14 protein-coding genes are annotated in these 15854 nt (G+C 70.9%); 3 read left to right on the plus strand and 11 right to left on the minus strand.

Annotation, left to right across the window (positions count from 1 at the left end):
- Window positions 1-292 precede the first annotated feature (292 nt).
- Both Psi02_RS29760 and Psi02_RS29765 read left to right on the plus strand, forming a co-directional pair.
- Window positions 293-1318, plus strand: a complete 1026-nt coding sequence (locus tag Psi02_RS29760) for a sensor histidine kinase (RefSeq protein WP_203979157.1) — start codon at window positions 293-295, stop codon at window positions 1316-1318.
- The gene (locus tag Psi02_RS29765) at window positions 1315-1962 is read left to right on the plus strand and encodes a response regulator (protein ID WP_203979158.1); all 648 of its coding nucleotides are present in this window, start codon (window positions 1315-1317) and stop codon (window positions 1960-1962) included. Before Psi02_RS29760 ends, Psi02_RS29765 begins: the two co-directional genes overlap by 4 nt.
- A 10-nt stretch (window positions 1963-1972) precedes the next feature.
- Here the strand turns inward: Psi02_RS29765 and Psi02_RS29770 are convergent, their stop codons facing one another.
- From Psi02_RS29770 to Psi02_RS29800, 7 genes are all read right to left on the minus strand, one after another.
- Window positions 1973-3244 (minus strand): DUF6114 domain-containing protein, encoded by a 1272-nt coding sequence (locus Psi02_RS29770; protein WP_203979159.1) that lies wholly within the window; start codon window positions 3242-3244, stop codon window positions 1973-1975.
- A gap of 103 nt (window positions 3245-3347) precedes the next feature.
- Window positions 3348-3944: a DUF6230 family protein gene (locus Psi02_RS29775; RefSeq protein WP_203979160.1), complete on the minus strand. Its 597-nt coding sequence runs from the start codon at window positions 3942-3944 to the stop codon at window positions 3348-3350.
- A 270-nt stretch (window positions 3945-4214) separates the two neighbouring features.
- Window positions 4215-5153: a cation diffusion facilitator family transporter gene (locus Psi02_RS29780; protein WP_203979161.1), complete on the minus strand. Its 939-nt coding sequence runs from the start codon at window positions 5151-5153 to the stop codon at window positions 4215-4217.
- Between the two features lie 43 nt (window positions 5154-5196).
- On the minus strand, window positions 5197-6339 hold the full coding sequence (locus Psi02_RS29785; protein ID WP_203979162.1) for an SIS domain-containing protein: 1143 nt from the start codon (window positions 6337-6339) through the stop codon (window positions 5197-5199).
- Complete coding sequence (locus Psi02_RS29790) at window positions 6336-6509, minus strand: Trm112 family protein (protein ID WP_203956999.1); 174 nt, start codon at window positions 6507-6509, stop codon at window positions 6336-6338. The genes Psi02_RS29785 and Psi02_RS29790 overlap by 4 nt, the downstream gene beginning before the upstream one ends.
- Window positions 6510-6514: 5 nt before the next feature.
- Window positions 6515-7870 (minus strand): phosphomannomutase/phosphoglucomutase, encoded by a 1356-nt coding sequence (locus Psi02_RS29795; RefSeq protein ID WP_203979163.1) that lies wholly within the window; start codon window positions 7868-7870, stop codon window positions 6515-6517.
- Between the two features lie 94 nt (window positions 7871-7964).
- Window positions 7965-8330: a DUF3499 domain-containing protein gene (locus Psi02_RS29800; protein WP_203885029.1), complete on the minus strand. Its 366-nt coding sequence runs from the start codon at window positions 8328-8330 to the stop codon at window positions 7965-7967.
- A 128-nt stretch (window positions 8331-8458) separates the two neighbouring features.
- Between Psi02_RS29800 and Psi02_RS29805 the strand changes: the two genes are divergently transcribed.
- Window positions 8459-8932 (plus strand): metallopeptidase family protein, encoded by a 474-nt coding sequence (locus tag Psi02_RS29805; protein ID WP_373317707.1) that lies wholly within the window; start codon window positions 8459-8461, stop codon window positions 8930-8932.
- 11 nt (window positions 8933-8943) lie between these two features.
- On the opposite strand, the gene Psi02_RS29810 is transcribed toward Psi02_RS29805, so the two are convergent.
- The 4 genes from Psi02_RS29810 to Psi02_RS29825 form a co-directional block, all read right to left on the minus strand.
- Window positions 8944-10497, minus strand: coding sequence for a DUF5719 family protein (locus tag Psi02_RS29810; RefSeq protein ID WP_203979164.1), 1554 nt, complete (start codon window positions 10495-10497; stop codon window positions 8944-8946).
- Complete coding sequence (locus Psi02_RS29815) at window positions 10494-13397, minus strand: glycosyltransferase family 2 protein (protein WP_239095273.1); 2904 nt, start codon at window positions 13395-13397, stop codon at window positions 10494-10496. The genes Psi02_RS29810 and Psi02_RS29815 overlap by 4 nt, the downstream gene beginning before the upstream one ends.
- 178 nt (window positions 13398-13575) lie before the next feature.
- Window positions 13576-13833: a WhiB family transcriptional regulator gene (locus tag Psi02_RS29820; protein WP_203885026.1), complete on the minus strand. Its 258-nt coding sequence runs from the start codon at window positions 13831-13833 to the stop codon at window positions 13576-13578.
- Window positions 13834-14023: 190 nt separating this feature from the next.
- On the minus strand, window positions 14024-15805 hold the full coding sequence (locus Psi02_RS29825; RefSeq protein ID WP_203979165.1) for a hypothetical protein: 1782 nt from the start codon (window positions 15803-15805) through the stop codon (window positions 14024-14026).
- Between the last annotated feature and the right edge of the window lie 49 nt (window positions 15806-15854).

Below are 15854 nucleotides of genomic sequence, written 5' to 3' on the forward strand. Positions count from 1 at the left end.
GACCCCACGACCCCAGTGACCCCACGACCCCAGTGACCCCACGGCCCCGGCGACTCGGGTGACCCCGCGACTCGAGTGACCCCGAGGTCGCTCTCTGGAGTGACGACACCTCAGGGAGATCGGCGGACAATTCCAGGCGTGAACCTGACGACAGGAATCGACCAGGTCGAACGGAACATCGCCTCGTTCGATCTCCGCAAGGCGCTGAGTTCCCCCATGGATCTCCTGATCGGCGTCACCCTGGCCGTTCTTCGGGCTCCTGGGCGCAAGGTACGCAAATGGGGCCATAGAGATGGCGGGCATCGTCCTGGCGACTGGACCGCAGGTCATGCGCCGCGCCTACCCGTGGCTGACCGTCGTCCTCACGTTCCTCGGCGCCGTCCTCATCGCGATGTTCCCGCAGATGCCCGCCGCCTGGGTGCTCCCCGTGCTCATATCGGCGGCGCTGTCCTTCTACACGATCCAGCGCGAACTGAACCGGCGGGCGGCCTGGCTCTTCGCGGGGGTCATCGGGGTGCCCCTGTTCCTCGTCGCCGCCGGTGGCGCCTACGTGTACCGGTACCCCTTTTTCCTGATCGCGGCCGTCGGCGGAGCGGTCCTGCTCGCAGGGGTGACCATGCTGGCCGACGTACGGCGGAGCCGGACAGAGGTCAGGGAGGTGCGCGCGGACAATCTGGAGACGCTGCGGGAGCAGGCGGCCATGGCCGAGCGGGCGCGGATCGCCAGGGAGATGCACGACGTCGTCGCCCATTCCATCTCCATGGTCGCGGTCCAGGCCGAGACCGCGCCGTACACCATCACGAACCTGAGCGACGAGGCCAAGCAGGAGTTCGCGGAGATCGCCACGGCGGCCCGCGGGACGCTGACCGAGATGCGGCGGCTGCTCGGGGTGCTCCGCGCGGACGTTCCTCCGGAGATGGCACCGCAGCCGGGGCTGGCCCAACTGCCCGAACTGCTCGAACATCACGGCGGTGACGTGGATCTCGACATCGTCGGGGAGGATAAGGAACTCCCGCAGGCCGTGGACGTGTCGGCCTACCGGATCATCCAGGAGTCCCTGACCAACGCCAGAACACACGCTCCGGGGGCCCGGGTCTCCATCGAGATCACCTATCGGCCCACGCTGCTCGCCCTCAGGATCGCCGACGACGGCCCCGGCCCCTCGGCGCAGGAAGACACCGCGGACAGACCGCGCGAGACTCCGGGGCACGGGCTGATCGGCATGCGGGAACGGGCCGTGGCCCTGGGCGGCTGGTTCGTCGCCGGACCGGCCCCGGCCGGAGGCTTCCTCATCCAGGCAGGGCTTCCGCTCGAATGATCAAGGTTCTCGTGGCCGACGACCAGCCGGTGGTGCTCAGGGGGTTCACCGCCGTGCTCGCCGCACAACCGGACATCGCCGTCGTCGGCGCCGCCGCCGACGGCGGAGAGGCCGTACGGCTCGCGCGCGCCGAACGTCCCGACGTCGCCCTGCTCGACATCCGCATGCCGGTCATGAACGGCATCGAGGTCGCCCGGGCCGTCACCGGGCTGGGCGCCAAAGCACTCATGATCACGACCTTCGACCTGGACGAGTACGTCTACGAGGCGCTCCTCGCGGGGGCGAGCGGCTTCCTTCTGAAGGACATCCGGGCCGACGATCTGGCGGACTCGGTGCGCGTCGTCGCGCGTGGGGACGCGCTGCTCGCACCACAGGTGACCAGGCGCCTGATCGCCGAGTTCACCGCGCGACGGCGGGCCGCGGCGGCGACGTCGCTCACGCCACGGGAATCGGAGGTCCTCCAGTTGATCGCCCGCGGGTTGTCCAACTCCGAGATCGCGGCGGAGCTGGTCGTGACCGAGCACACGGTGAAGACCCATGTGGCACGGCTGTTGGCCAAACTCGGCCTCCGCGACCGCACCCAGGCCGTGATCCACGCGTACGAGACCGGGCTCGTCCGGGCCGGGGACCGTGACCCCGGCTGACCCCGGCGGGTCAGGGCGCGACGACCAGCCGCAGGCCCTCGGCCTGGAGGGAGTCCGCCGTGACGTACGGCTGCTCGCTCACGATGTCGGTCATGGTCAGCGGAAGGTCCAGCCTCGGCACCAACTTCAGTGCCCTGACCAGCACATTGGGGTGCTCGGCCGTGAACTCCTGGTGCAGGCCGAGGAGCGTGCCGGTCATCTTGGTCGTGTAGATGTCGACGTTTCCAGCGAAGGTGAAGGTGCTCCCCGTCAGGGTGGTGCGTCCCATCGTCTGCCGCGGCCCGGACAACACTGCCCGGTCCATGGTGAACCACAACATCTTGACCGTGCCGTTCTGGGTGGGCAGTTCCACGACGCCGTGGAACTTCATCCCCGTCATGGTCAGCGACGGCGCGCTCACCGACGCCGCCTCTGTGGCCACCACCGGCGCCGCGGGACCGCTGATCGCCCCGGTCGCGTGCAGCGCGGTTCCGGACATCAGGACCAGCGGCAGTGCGGCGATCGCCAGCACCCTGCCGCCAGGGCCCGCCTTCCCGCCCGGTCCGGCACCCGAACCGCCGCCACTAGGACCGTGACCCAGACCGTGACCCGGGCCCGCCGTACCGTCATCCGGACGGCCGGCGCTGTGGGCACCGCCGCCACTGCCGCCACTGCCGCCGCTACCGCCACCACCGGTCGAACCACCGTCGCCGGGCAAGGGCTCCCGGCCCGGCGCCGCGGACCCCTCGGCTCTAGCCGAATCACCGCCCGAATCACCGGCTGAGACACCGGCCGACGCGTCCTTGACCCGCCCGATCCACACGCTCGAGGCGCCACCGGAGGGCTCGTCAGGAGAGGCGGGAAGCGCGTTCGCGAGTTCGTCGCCGCTGACGACGCGCCGCCGCGTGAAGGTCAGCCCCGTCGCCGCCGGCGGGGCCTGCGAGTCAGCCGGCTCGTCCGCGGCGGGCTCGGGGGTCCAAGCCGCCGCGAGCGCCCCTCCGACGAGGCCCAGCAACATGCCGACGAGGAATCCGCCCAGATTGGCGTAGACGAAGGACGCGAGCGACACGAGCACGGCCACGACGCCCAGAAAGATCCGCTGGCCGGGCTGCCACCACAGCAGCAGGCCGACGGCGATCAGCACCAGCGCGATCAGATAGCTGGCCCCGACCGTGCCCGACTGGATCACCAGGGGCAACGCCTGCGAGGCGAACGGGATGCTCAGCAGTTCCACCCCGCCGAGGATGGTCAGCAGGCCGCCCCAGAAGGGCCGGGTCCTGCGCCACGGCGTCGCATCGCTCACGAACGCCTGCCGAAACGGCCGGACGACGTGTCCCCGGGCAGAGACACCCGAAGCGGCACCCGGAGCAGAGGCACCCGGAAGACGGGCCCCGACGGCGAGGACATCAGAAGCACTCGTGCTTACCGGGCTCGACCGTCAGCTTGAGGCCGGGCAACTTGAAGGTCGCCGCATTGACGGCCCACGAGACCTGCTTGAAGCCGGTGATCGTGACGGCACTGGCCTGCTGCCCGAACATCCCCGAGGCACCCGCTCCGCCGGAGACCGCGTCGAGGGTCCCGGCGTCCCTGCCCACCTGGATGCGCGTGAAGACGGCGTTGCCCTGCAACTGGGACGCATCGACGATCATGTTCTCCGCGACCACGGGGCTCTTGCCCGTCCCCGCGGTCAGCTTGATGGTCACCGCGCCCACCGGCGAGTCGACCAGCACGGTCTGGCACATGTTCGTGAGCGTGGCGTGCCGGATGCCCGACACCGCGACGGGGATCTTCTGGCCCTTCTTGTTCTGGACCAGGCTGCCGTACTGGACGAACCCCTGCCCCCGGAGCTTGTCGGCGGAGACCTTGAAGGTGTCGCCCGAGACCACGAACGACGCTCCGATCGCGCCTTCCGCGGTGGCTCCGACGAGCACCGAGGCGATCGCGATCGCGGGCACGAAGACCAGCGCGAAGCGCTTCCATCGCACACGTCCCTGCTCGACCATGGGCACCTCCCGCGAGGCAAAATGGGTAAAGCCCAAGTTACCCACGGGTACGGAGAGGTAAAGGAAACACGCATCACATTTTCGTCACGCTGCGCTCCAGGTCGCAGTGCGATCGGCGGGTACCACTGTCGCCCTCAACCTCGAAAGATTCCGAGATATCCCGATAAATCGCGACGAGTTATGTCCCCGGCGCACCATCACGGCGCAGCGGAGAGGCGCAGCGGACGCGAGAGCGGCCGGTGACCCGACGGGGCGTCGAGGGTCGTCCCGTCACCGCACCTGCGATGAGGGCGCCTGCTCGGCGCGATCGAGGTCGGGCTCCAGGTAGATGACCCGGGCGATCGGGACGGCGGCGCGGACGCGCTGCTCGGCCTCGTCGATCCCCCTGGCGATCTCGGTCGCCGTGTCGTCGTGGTCGACCGCGATCTTCGCCGCCACGAGGAGCTCCTCGGGGCCCAGGTGGAGCGTGCGGAGGTGGATGACCTTGGTGACCTCGGGGGCGTTCTCCAGGGCCGCGCAGATCTGCTCCTCGACCTCGGGCGCGGCGCTCTCCCCGATCAGCAGGGACTTGGTCTCCATCGCGAGGACGAAGGCGATGACGGCGAGCAGCACGCCGATCATGATCGTCCCGATGCCGTCCCAGACGGCGTCGCCGGTGACCACGGCCATGGTCACGCCGAATAGCGCGAAGATGAGGCCCAGCAGCGCGCCGAGGTCCTCCAGCAGGACGACGGGCAACTCGGGGGCCTTGGCCCTGCGGATGAACCTCACCCACGACGCGTCGCCCTTGTGGGGCAACGACTCCTTGATGGCGGTCCTGAACGAGAAGCCCTCGGCGATGATGGCGAAGATCAGCACACCGAAGGCCCAGATGGGCGACTCCACGGGGTGCGGGTCAGCGATCTTGTGCCAGCCCTCGTAGATGGAGAACAGCGCGCCGATGCTGAACAACACGAGGGCCACGACGAAGGCGTAGAAGTACCGCTCACGGCCGAACCCGAACGGGTGGGTGCGGGTCCGCGCCCGCTCCGCCCGTTTGCCGCCCAGCAGCAGCAGAGCCTGGTTCCCGGAGTCGGCCACCGAGTGGACGGACTCCGCGAGCATCGATGACGACCCCGTGAAGATGAACGCCACGAATTTCGCCACCGCGATCGCCAGGTTGGCGCTCAGCGCCGCGATGATCGCCTTGGATCCGCCACTCGCACTCACAAGAACTCCTCAGGAATCGGCCAAAAAGATCCTAGAGCGAAATTCAGGCCCTGAGTTCCGTGACGTCCGAAAACGACTCCGGGTCGATGCCGTATCCCAGCGCGGCATAGACGGCCGCGTAGTCGCCCAGACCGATCAGCGACGCGAGCCGCTCCAGCGGCTGGACGCCGTCGGCCACGACCTCGGAGACGGGAACGCCCCTGTCCTCGGCCAGCCCGACGGCCGCCGTACGGTTCCTGACGACCTGCTCCTGCTCCTCGGCGTCACGCAGCAGGACGAGGCGCAGCTTGGCGCCCTCGCCACCCGGCTCGTCGGCGAAGGGGTCGGCGAAGACGTCCCGCCCCGCGAGGGGCCCGCTGAACGCGGCGAGCTGATGCCGGCTCTCCGGGATCTCTCCCCAGATGGCCGGATATTTGGCGATCTCGTTGAGCCGGAACGCCAGCCAACGGGCCGCGGCCCCGGCCAGGGGTGAACTGCCCCAGATCATCGGGACGCTCCCCGCCAGCTCGGTCGCGAGCGTCTTCCCGGGGTTGATGAACGACTCGCTGGACGGCCGGCATCGGTGGGCGATGTCCTCCAGCCGCACGGCCGCCGCCTCGAACACGTCCTCGCCGGCCTCCACCAGCCCGAGCGCCGAGGCCGCGACGACCAGCGGGACGGCGAGTTCCCACAACGTCCCGCCCGGCCGCGCGGCCTCGCCCTCCAGCGGCACGTACGGCCCGCCGGCCCGCGTCACCACATGCTCGAGCGGGGACCGCGCCGGTCCGACACCCATGATCGAGGCGCCGCGCCGGGCGGCTTCCGCCGCCGGGGCGAAGGTCTCCTCGCCGTCGCCGGGACGCGAGACCGCCATGACGATGTCGGCGGCGCCGACCCAGCCCGGCAGCCGGTGGCCGCGGACGGTGACGACCGGCAACGGCGCGCCGTACCCGATGACGGCGTCGAGCACGTCGCCCGTCACGGCGGAGCCGCCCGTGCCCACCACCACGATCGCCCGGGGACGGCCGAACCGCGCGAGGGAGGCCACCTGCGCCTCGACGGCGGCCCGGTAGGCGGTGCGCACCCGAGCCGCCGAGGACGCGACGGCCCGCAGCACGCCCGAGGGATCGCCCTCGGCCAGATATGCCTGGTCGTCGAGGCGATCCGGCTCGAACACCGTGCCGGGCGCCGCTCCGGCGTCGGTCATGCCTTGCGAGCCTCGTCGACCAGGAGAACCGGGATGTCGTCGCGGACCGGATAGACCAGCCCGCACTCCGAGGACGTGCAGGCGAGCTCGTCGGTGTCGCTCTCCACACGCAGGGGGGACTTGCACGCCGGACAGGCCAGAATGTCCAGCAGCCAGTCGTCGATCTTCAACTCGGTCAGCTCCTTACCACAGCGAGCACTTCGTCGCGCACGGTGGCCATCATGTTCTCGTCGGTCGCCTCGGCGTTGAGCCGCAGCAGCGGCTCGGTGTTGGACGGGCGCAGGTTGAACCACCAGCCGGAGCCGGTCACGGTGAGACCGTCCAGCTCGTCGAACCTAACACCCTCTCGTCCCGAGAATGTCGCGCGAACCCTGTCGAGCGCCGCGCCCTGGTCGGAGACCGTGCTGTTCAGCTCGCCCGACGCCGCATACCGCGCGTAGGGCGACAGCGTCTCCGACAGCGGCCTGTCCTGTTCGCCGAGCGCCGCCAGCACGTGCAGCGCGGCCAGCATCCCGGAGTCGGCGAACCAGAAGTCACGGAAGTAGTAGTGGGCCGAGTGCTCGCCCCCGAAGACGGCGCCGGTCCTGGCCATCTCGGCCTTGATGAACGAGTGCCCCACACGCGTGCGCACCGGGACGCCGCCGTGCTCGGCGACGATCTCCGGGACGCCCTGGGACGTGATCAGGTTGTGGATGACCGTGGCCCCCGGATGCCGGGCCAGCTCCCGGACGGCGACCAGCGAGGTGATCGTGGACGGGGAGACCGACTCGCCGTTCTCATCGATCACCCAGCAGCGGTCGGCGTCGCCGTCGAACGCCAGGCCGATGTCGGCTCCCCGGTCGACGACCGCCTGCTGCAGGTCGCGCAGGTTCGCCGGCTCGAGCGGGTTCGCCTCGTGGTTGGGGAAGGTCCCGTCGAGCTCGAAGTAGAGCGCGGTCAGCTCGATCGGCAGCCCCTGGAAGACGGGGGGAACCGTGTATCCGCCCATGCCGTTGCCGGCGTCGACCACGACCTTGAGCGGCCGGATGCCCGACAGGTCGACCAGCGATTTGAGGTGCCCGGCGTAGTCCGTCAGCAGGTCCCGCCGCGTCACCTCGCCCTTGCCCGGGACGCCGCCCAGACCGGCGGCCAGCAGCTCGGCGGCACGGTCGCGGATCTCGGTGAGGCCCGTGTCCGCGCCCACAGGCACCGCGCCGGCCCGGCACATCTTCATGCCGTTGTACCGCGCGGGGTTGTGGCTGGCGGTGAACATGACCCCGGGGAGCCCGAGGGCGCCGCTGGCGTAGTAGAGGAGGTCCGTCGAGCCGAGGCCGGCGTTCACGACGTCGGCGCCGCGCGAGGTCGCCCCGCGCGCGAAGGCCGCGGCCAGCGGGACCGAGGAGGGCCGCATGTCATAGGCCATCACCATGGCCGCGGCATCGGTCACCTCGACGAACGCCGCTCCGACGGCCTCGGCGGCCTCCTCGTCGAGCTCGTCCGGCACGACGCCGCGCACGTCGTACGCCTTGAAAATCCTGCTGAGATCGGCCACGACAGTCCCCGGACTCCTTGATGTCTCGCACATGAGCCTATAGCGCCTGATCGTTCCGTACGGCGGGTGAAATCGCGGTGCCGTTACGAGGAGGTCACCGCTCCCGGTTGGGCTGGGCCGACTTCAGGACCCGGAGGTGCCCTCGCCTGCCGACCTCGACCGCCTGGCCGATGGGCTCCCCCGCGGCGGGGGCGGGGCGGGCGGCCTCGCGGACCGCGTTGGCGAGCGCCTCGAGATCGTCTCCGCTGGGCGAGCCGGCCTCCGACGGGAGGCGGACGACCTCCCAGCCGCGTGGCGCAGTGAGCCGTTCCGCGTGCTCCGCACACAGGTCGTAACAGTGCGGCTCGACGTACGTCGCCAGGGGCCCGAGGACGGCGGTCGAGTCGGCGTAGACATACGTGAGTGTGAAGACGGCAGGCTGCCTGCAGGCGGTACGGGAACAGCTGCGGACGGGGCTCACGGAGGGACCGTATCCGGTCCGCGTGCACATTGCCACCACCCCGAAGCTCTTATCGAGCGTGTCGCCACAATTCGGACAGCGGCGATACGGCTCGCCGCGCGTCACGGGCGGCGCTTTAAGCTGACTCCGTGACAGAGCCGAGCGAGCGTGGCGACATGCCGCAGCCGAAGCGACGCGTGCGCCGACGTGATCGGCACGGCCGCGGGATGCGCGGCCCGCTGGCCCCATCTCACGTGCCCATCTCGAAGTCCCGCGGCGAACGGTTCGACGACCTGGTGCTCGAGGCGGTCGACCGGCTCAAACCGCGCTGGGGCGCCCAGCTCGCCTCCGTCGAGTTCGCCGTCGAAGAGGTCCCCCCGGTGAACGAGCTGATCGACGGGCCCGCGAGATTGTCGTCCGACCCCATCCCCTTCGGCAGGGCCGATCCGGCGAGCGGTGGGGATCCCGCCGCGGTGGTCGTCTATCGCCGCCCCCTCGAGGCGCGCGCACGAGACCGGGACCAGCTCGGCACGCTCGTCTTCGACGTCGTCGTGGAGCAGGTCGCCAGCCTTCTCGGTCAGACCCCCGAGACGATCGACCCCGGATACGACGACCGCCACTAGAGCGGCCCTCTTCACGGCAGGACGGCGCTCGGCGAGTCGGCGGTGGGCGGGACGAGCGCCCAGATGGTCGCGGGAGCGAGCGGCTGGACCGTGATCAGCTGACCGCTGGGGGTGTCCTCGATGAGCACCCGTCCGCCGTACACGGGTCCCGACCCGGGCTGCGGCTGGATGACGACGCTGAACCCCGACTCGCCACCCGGCGGTGCGGCCAGCTTGATCTCCTTGGTCCGGGCGGCGGGCACCTTGACCTCGACGGGCTCCGGCACGGCGCCCCTCTTCGGCACCAACTGGACCTTGAGCGTGGCCTCCGCGGACGGGGCCGACAGGACCAGACGTGACTCCTGCTTGCGGGTGACCCGGTTGTCCGCCACGACGCTGCCCAGATCGATGGGCGACGCCCCCGCGGTGAAGGCGACGTCCTGGCTCAGGCCCGTCCCGGTGATCTTCATGCCCGCGATGATCGGGACGTCCGAGGTCAGGACGATGGCGGCGGGCTGGCCGCCGATTCCCGTGGACAGGTCGAAGGTGCTCGTCGAACCCGCCAGGACATCGACGGTCTCCTTGTTCTTGAGCGCGTAGGAACCGTCCTTGAGCACGGCCTTCACCTGGACGACGGTGTCCTGCTCGCCCGGAGCCGTCACATAGAGCTCCCGGAGCCCGGCCATACCCGGGATCCCGGGGACCACGACCTGGGTGGACGGAGGCGCGGCCACGGGCAGCCAGTCGACGCCCTTGTCCTTTCCGAGCACCGCCTTGATCGCGGCCGCCACGCGTCCGCCGCTCGTGCTGACCTCCACGGCCATCACCAGCGGAGAGGGGGCGAGGTCGCTCAGCTTGACCGTCCGGTGCTCGCCCGGCTGGAGGACCATGCCGCTCCCCCGGTCGCTGAGCACCGGTCCCTCACCGGCGTAGATCATGACCTCTACGTTGGCGGGGGCGGAGTCGGCGTTGGTGAGGTACAGCGTCATGGCGGCCGCGGCGGGCCCGGGCCCGACGAACCAGGCGTCCGCCCCCGGCTCGACGCACCGCGTGGACGCCAGGCCCCGCTGGCTTCCCGCGTCCAACCGCGCCGTCTGCGCGGCCTCGAGTCCGGCCGCCATCGATCCGGTGCCCGCGACGGCGAGCGGGGCGGTGCCGGCCTTCATGTCCTGCTGCCACAGGACGCCGGGCTGCTCGAGCGCCGTCGGCGGCTTCTCCGCCTTGTCTGCGGCGCCCTTCTTGGCGCCCTTCTGAGGAACGCCCTTCTGAGGAGCGCCCTTCTGCGGGGCGTCCTTGCCTGGGGGGTCCTGGGGCGGGGCGCCCTCACCGGGGGCCGGGGCCTCCTTGATCTCGCCCACGGTGGCACTCCCCTGGCCTTGGGCGCCGGGCGGCGTCACCACGCTCACCCTGCTGCCGCCAGGAGACGGGCAGACGGTCGTCAGGGACTCCATGAGGGCCCGGACGGGCTTGGGCGGCGTGTGGACCACCGGGGCGGGCCGGCTCGCGTAGGCGACGCCGTAGAGGGCGCCGAGCGCCACGAGCACCAGCGCGAGCAGGCCGAAGCGGTTCTCGATCAGACTCTTCACACCGGCACCCGATCCTCACCAGCCCGGCGGCGTCCCCGGGGTTCCTCCTGTGGCACGTCGGCGTACTGCTCCTCGGCCTCGGCCGTACGGGCGCCCGGCGAGGCCAGGATCAATATGACGAGCAGGATGGTCGCCTGAGCCCACAACCAGATCCTGTGCATGGAGTCGCCTCCCGACGGAGGAGGCGGCGCCGGAGCGGGCTGGGCCAGCCGCCACAACCCCCCGGCCGCCGACAGGCTCATCCGCACCAGAGCCGGTTCGGAGTCCAGCGTGCGGTGCAGGGACGCCTCGACCGGCCCCGGCACGCTGACGAACTGCACGCCGTACTGGGCGAGCGTCTGGGCGTAGGTGCCGCCGCGGCCGGAGGCGAGGCCGGCGACGGCCGTGCCGAACCGCTGGGAGGCGTCCTCCGGAGACTCGAGATCGGACTCCCCGATCAGGGGGGCGCCGCCGCGCAGGACGCTGTAGGTGACGACGCCGTCCCTCGGGCGCAGCACCAGCGTGCCCTGCCCCTTCGCCGATCCGACGGCGGCGAGCAGGGGCATGGGGTCGCGCACCCCCCGCTGGAGCGGTTCTTCCGCGCCGGACCTGACCCACACCGCCGCCGCCGCGAGAGGCGTCGCGAACGCCACGACGACGATCAGCCCGGCCGCGACGCGGCGGAGCCTGCCCGTGGCGGCGAACTCCCCGATCCAGCGGGCCGGGCGGGCGGCCGCCACGAGCAGCCCGGTGGCGGCGAAGGCCAGGGGGACTCCCGGCCAGACGGGGACGCCGTGGACCGTCAGGCGGCCGACGACGATCGCCACCAGGACGCCGAAGAGCATGACTCCCCAGCCGATCGCCACGACCATCTGGTGACGGCGTACGAGCAGGGCGGCGAGCGCGACGGCCACCAGGCCCGCGGTGACCCAGATCGGCGGCGTGCCGGGGCCGCCGGGGCTCAGCATCAGCAGGTTCTCCGCCCCCAGCCGGGGGTCGGTCAGCGCGATGTCGTGCAGACCCGACTCGAGCAGGATCCGGCCGGGGTCCTGGACGAGCCGGCCGAGCCACGGGAAGAGCAGGACGATCGGGGTGCCGAGGCCGATCGCGAGCGCCACGCCCACGCCTTTGCGCACGCCGGCGAAGGACACCGCCGCGAGCGCGCCCAGGATGGCCACCAGCACGTAGAGGAGCGGGACGAAGGCCGTGCCGACCGCGAGGAGGAGGCCGAACCCCCAGGCCGCGCGGCGTGAGCCCGCGACGATCCTGGTCGCGAGCGCCGCGTAGACGGGAAGCAGCACGAAGACGATCGCGGTGCCCAGGCGCCCGCTCGCGATCACCCCTGTCGCGACCGGCAACAGGGCGTAGGTGGCGGCCAGCCACACCCTCGCGGGCGTGTACGAGATCATCTTCTTGGTCGCCGCGTATGCGGAGAAGCCGGCCAGCGGCACACAGCCCAGGAGCAGGACGGAGACCGCCAGCCACGTCTTGCCCAGGAAGATCGTGGAGACCAGGGCCAGCAGCGCGACGTACGGAGGGGCCCAGGTGTCCGAGCCGAGGCCCGTCACGTGGTGGCTCTCGGTGTAGAGGCGCCAGAGGTCGGAGGCCCCGCCGGTGATCGGCACCAGTGAGCCGCCGCCGAGGAGGCCGCCGTAGAGAAGCGACCTCTCGGCCGCCAGAGTGACGGCCAGGAGCACGAGGCAGAGCAGGACGCCGGGGCTCGTGAACATCCGCTGCATCAGGCCGGAGTCGCTGAGCAACTCCTCGCCGTCCTCCTCGTCCGTCTCCGCCGCGGCGTGGTGCCGGCCGGCCGAGTCGACGGGCCCGGCGCCCGCGATGAAGCTCTGCACCATGTCGGCCAGCCGCCTGAACGCCGCACCCGAAGGGGTGAGCAGTCGCGCGACCGACGGGTATCCCTGCTTACGCCACTGTCTGCGCCGTCTGCGCGCTCGCATCAGCCGTCCGGGACGGCCGATGACGGAGGCCAGCGCGGCCATCTCGTCGAGGGCGTTCGCGGGTTGCTTGGCCACGAGGAACAGGACGGTCCTGAACACCGATCCGAAGATGTTCCGGAAGATCGACCGCATCAGCGCCCAGAGCGGCAGGTTCGCCATGATGACCAGCAGCGCGTTGCGCCGGTCGAGCCTGCGCGGATGCTCGTTGCTCACCGAGAGCCGTCTGCGGCGTCGGGTCGCGGCCTCGGCGTGCCAGGCCACGGCCTCCGTCACGTTGACCACCCGGTGCCCCGCGGCCCGGGCCCGCCAGCACAGGTCGAGGTCGTCGCGGAACAGCGGGAGCTCCGGGTCGAGGCCGGACAGCTGGTCCCAGACGTCGCGCCGGATCAGCATGCCCGCCGTCGAGACCGACAGCACGTCGCGGAGGCCCTCGCCGTCGTGCTGGCCCTGGTCGTACTCCCTCGGTTCCAGGCCGGTGTCCCGCATCCCCGATCGGCTGACGGTGACGCCGATCTCCAGCAGCGAGCGCCTGTCGAGCCAGTCGAGGAGTTTGGGCCCGAGGATCGCGGCGCCCGGATCCTGGTCGGCGGCCCACAGCAGGGCCTGCAGCGCCTGGGGGTCGGGGGCGCAGTCGTCGTGGAGCAGCCAGACCCACTCGTCGACGTGCGGTTCGTGTCCCTGGGCGCGCGGAAGCCTGTCCAGGACTTCGTGGACGGCCTCGCCGAAGCCGGTGGACCTCGGCATGGTCAGCACGTTGCCGGCGCCGAAGGCCTCGGTCAGCATCTGCCCGCCGCCGTCGCGGCTGCCGTTGTCGACGCCGACGACGCGGTCAAGCGGCCGGGTCTGGCGCCGGACCGCCGCCAGTGTCTCCTTGAGCCAGCGTGCGCCGTCGTGAGCGACGACGATCGCGGTGACCGATTGCACGTCAGGTCCTTGGGGGTCGTCGTACGGCTGAGCGCCGCCCACGATACGGCAACCTGGGACAGCCGATCACATGTGCGCCGAACCGTTAGATCCGATAGATCCGAAGAGGCCCGGCTCGAACCGGCTGATCACCCGTATGAAGCACTGAGCGGGGGTCACGCGTTCCGATCCGGAACGTGTGACCCCCGCCCAGTGTTCACAACGTGGTTCTCAAGATGGTTCAAACAGCCTGACGCTTGATCCTGCGACGTTCCCGCTCAGAGAGCCCACCCCAGATGCCGAAGCGCTCATCGTGCTCGAGCGCGTATTCCAGGCACTCCGCTCGCACTTCGCACGAACGGCACACCTTCTTGGCTTCTCTGGTGGAGCCACCCTTCTCGGGAAAGAACGCCTCGGGGTCGGTCTGAGCGCACAAAGCGCGCTCCTGCCACCCAAGATCCTCACCATCGAGCGCCTGTGCCATGACCGGATCGGCCATTGCACACCTCCCTGTCGCTCGCCCGCCCACAATGGAGCCCCCCAAAACGCCTCCCCCGTACCCACCCTCGGGGAGGCGTAACAACACGTCTGTAATTACACGCGCGTGCCGCGTGTGGCGTCAAGCGGCATAACGATACCCGGGGAAAGACGCGCTTGCCCCGGTTCGTACGCCCAGTTGTTCGGTCCTATCAGCGTTCGGAACCATACCAATGGGGGCTGGTGTCGGCTCCGTGCCCGGCCTGATCAGTGCCGGAACCTTCCTCATACTTTGCCTGGGACCGTTCGGGGGCGTAGATGGCCGTCGGGTCGAGGGGCTCTTCCCTCCTGCTGGGGCCGCTGAGCGCGTCTCCCTGGTAGGCGGGAGGGTCCAGGCGGGTGGTCTGCTGGTCCGAAGGCGCGCCACCGGGTGTCGTGTAGGGCGCCGGCTGCTGGGGGTGGCCCAGAGGGTTGCCGTAGTAGTCCGCCGCCGGAGGCGCGGCGGGGGTGGGGGGATAGTCCGTCGGCGTTCCGAGCTGCTGGTAGCTCTGTGCCTGCTGATAGGCCTGGGCGAGCTGCTGCTCCCGGGGGTCGGCGGGGGCGGGCTGATCGTAGGCGGGCTGGGGGGCGCCGTCGAAGCCGCCCTGGGCAGGCGCGTCACCGGCGGGCGGGAACGGGGCGCCCGAGTAGCCGGAGAAGGACGAGCCGCCCTGCTGGCCGTACTGCTGGGCGGGGTCGGCCTGCTGGCCGTACTGCTGGGAGGGGTCGGCCTGCTCGTACGGCCTGGCGTCGCCGGCGGCGTGGGATCCCGAGGGCCCGGCCGGGGCGGGAGCGGCGTGGGAGCCGGACTGTCCGAAGGAGGAATCCTGGTAGGGGCTCTGGGCGAACCCGCGCCCCTCGGTTCCCTGAGACTGCTGGAAGCCGCCGCTCTCCTGCTGACCCCCGAAGGGCTGCTGGGCGTAACCGCCGGCCTGCGGCTGCTGAGACTGGGGCTGCTGCTGTGACGCGTATCCGTACTGGTCGTACGCCGGGGACTGGGGGTAGCCCTCGTACGTCTGGCCGGGAGCGGTGGAGTCGGGCTGCTGTCCGTAGGACGCGGCGGCGGGCGCGTCCGCGCCATATCCCTGGTTCGAGCCGTAGGCCTGCCCGCCGGGGCCCTGCTGGTAGCCGGCCGAGCCGTACTGGTCCGAGTAGTGCGCGCCCGTCTGGAAGTCCGGCTGCGGCTGCGCGTCCGGGGCCGAGGCGGCCGACTGGGGGTAGGGCGTCTGGGCCGCGTACCCGGCCCCCTGGGCGGCGGCGGGAGCGCCATAGCCCTCCTGCGACCTGTCCGGCGCGTACAGCGACGCGTAGGGGTCCTGCGCGTACTGCTGGTCGACGGGGGCGGGCAGCTGGGCGTACGGCGACGCGACGTCAGCGGCCGGCTGGCCCTGCGGCGTCTGCGCGTACCCCTGGCCGTATCCCTGGGCGGCATACGGATCCTGGGGGTAGCCGTTGCCCTCACGCTGGGCGTCGTAGAGGCCCTCACCGCCGGTCTTGGCCGGCCGGACGGCCGCCGGGAATCCCGCGGCCGAATTGGCCGCGAAGGCCAGGCCGAGGAATACCAGTCCGGCTGACGGGAGGCCGACGATCAGGCTCTCGAACTTGTCGCGGAAGGTCAGGACGTCGCCGAACAGCACACCCAGCACGGTGACGAGGCTGAACAGGAGGCACACGGCCAAGGTGCCCGCGGCGATGCGACCGACCAGTTGGGCCCGCGGCGTCCGCTCACCGAACTTGATCACGAGCAGGACCGCGATCACGACGAGGGCGATGGAGGTGGGCGCGGTGAAGGTCTTCAGTGCGGTGGCGGAGCGCAGGCCGAAGGAGTTCGCCGACGCACCGGACCCGACGGGAATCAGCAGCCGCATCAGGCCGGTGAGGACGTTCGTGATCGCGACCGCGAGCATGACCAGCGCGGCCGGCTCACGGAGCCGTCCGGTTTCGACCTTGAGCACAACTACCCCCATCGGTCCAAAAGGCACCAGGGCAGTTTCCCACATGCCA

It is taken from the genome of Planotetraspora silvatica, from assembly GCF_016863315.1.
Taxonomy (GTDB): domain Bacteria; phylum Actinomycetota; class Actinomycetes; order Streptosporangiales; family Streptosporangiaceae; genus Planotetraspora; species Planotetraspora silvatica.

Bases quoted from the DNA above. Each gene is read 5' to 3' on its own strand.
- Psi02_RS29760 (WP_203979157.1), top strand. From the start codon at position 293: ATGGCGGGCATCGTCCTGGCGACTGGACCGCAGGTCATGCGCCGCGCC.
- Psi02_RS29765 (WP_203979158.1), top strand. From the start codon at position 1,315: ATGATCAAGGTTCTCGTGGCCGACGACCAGCCGGTGGTGCTCAGGGGG.
- Psi02_RS29775 (WP_203979160.1), bottom strand. From the start codon at position 3,944: ATGGTCGAGCAGGGACGTGTGCGATGGAAGCGCTTCGCGCTGGTCTTC.
- Psi02_RS29785 (WP_203979162.1), bottom strand. From the start codon at position 6,339: ATGACCGACGCCGGAGCGGCGCCCGGCACGGTGTTCGAGCCGGATCGC.
- Psi02_RS29820 (WP_203885026.1), bottom strand. From the start codon at position 13,833: ATGGCCGATCCGGTCATGGCACAGGCGCTCGATGGTGAGGATCTTGGG.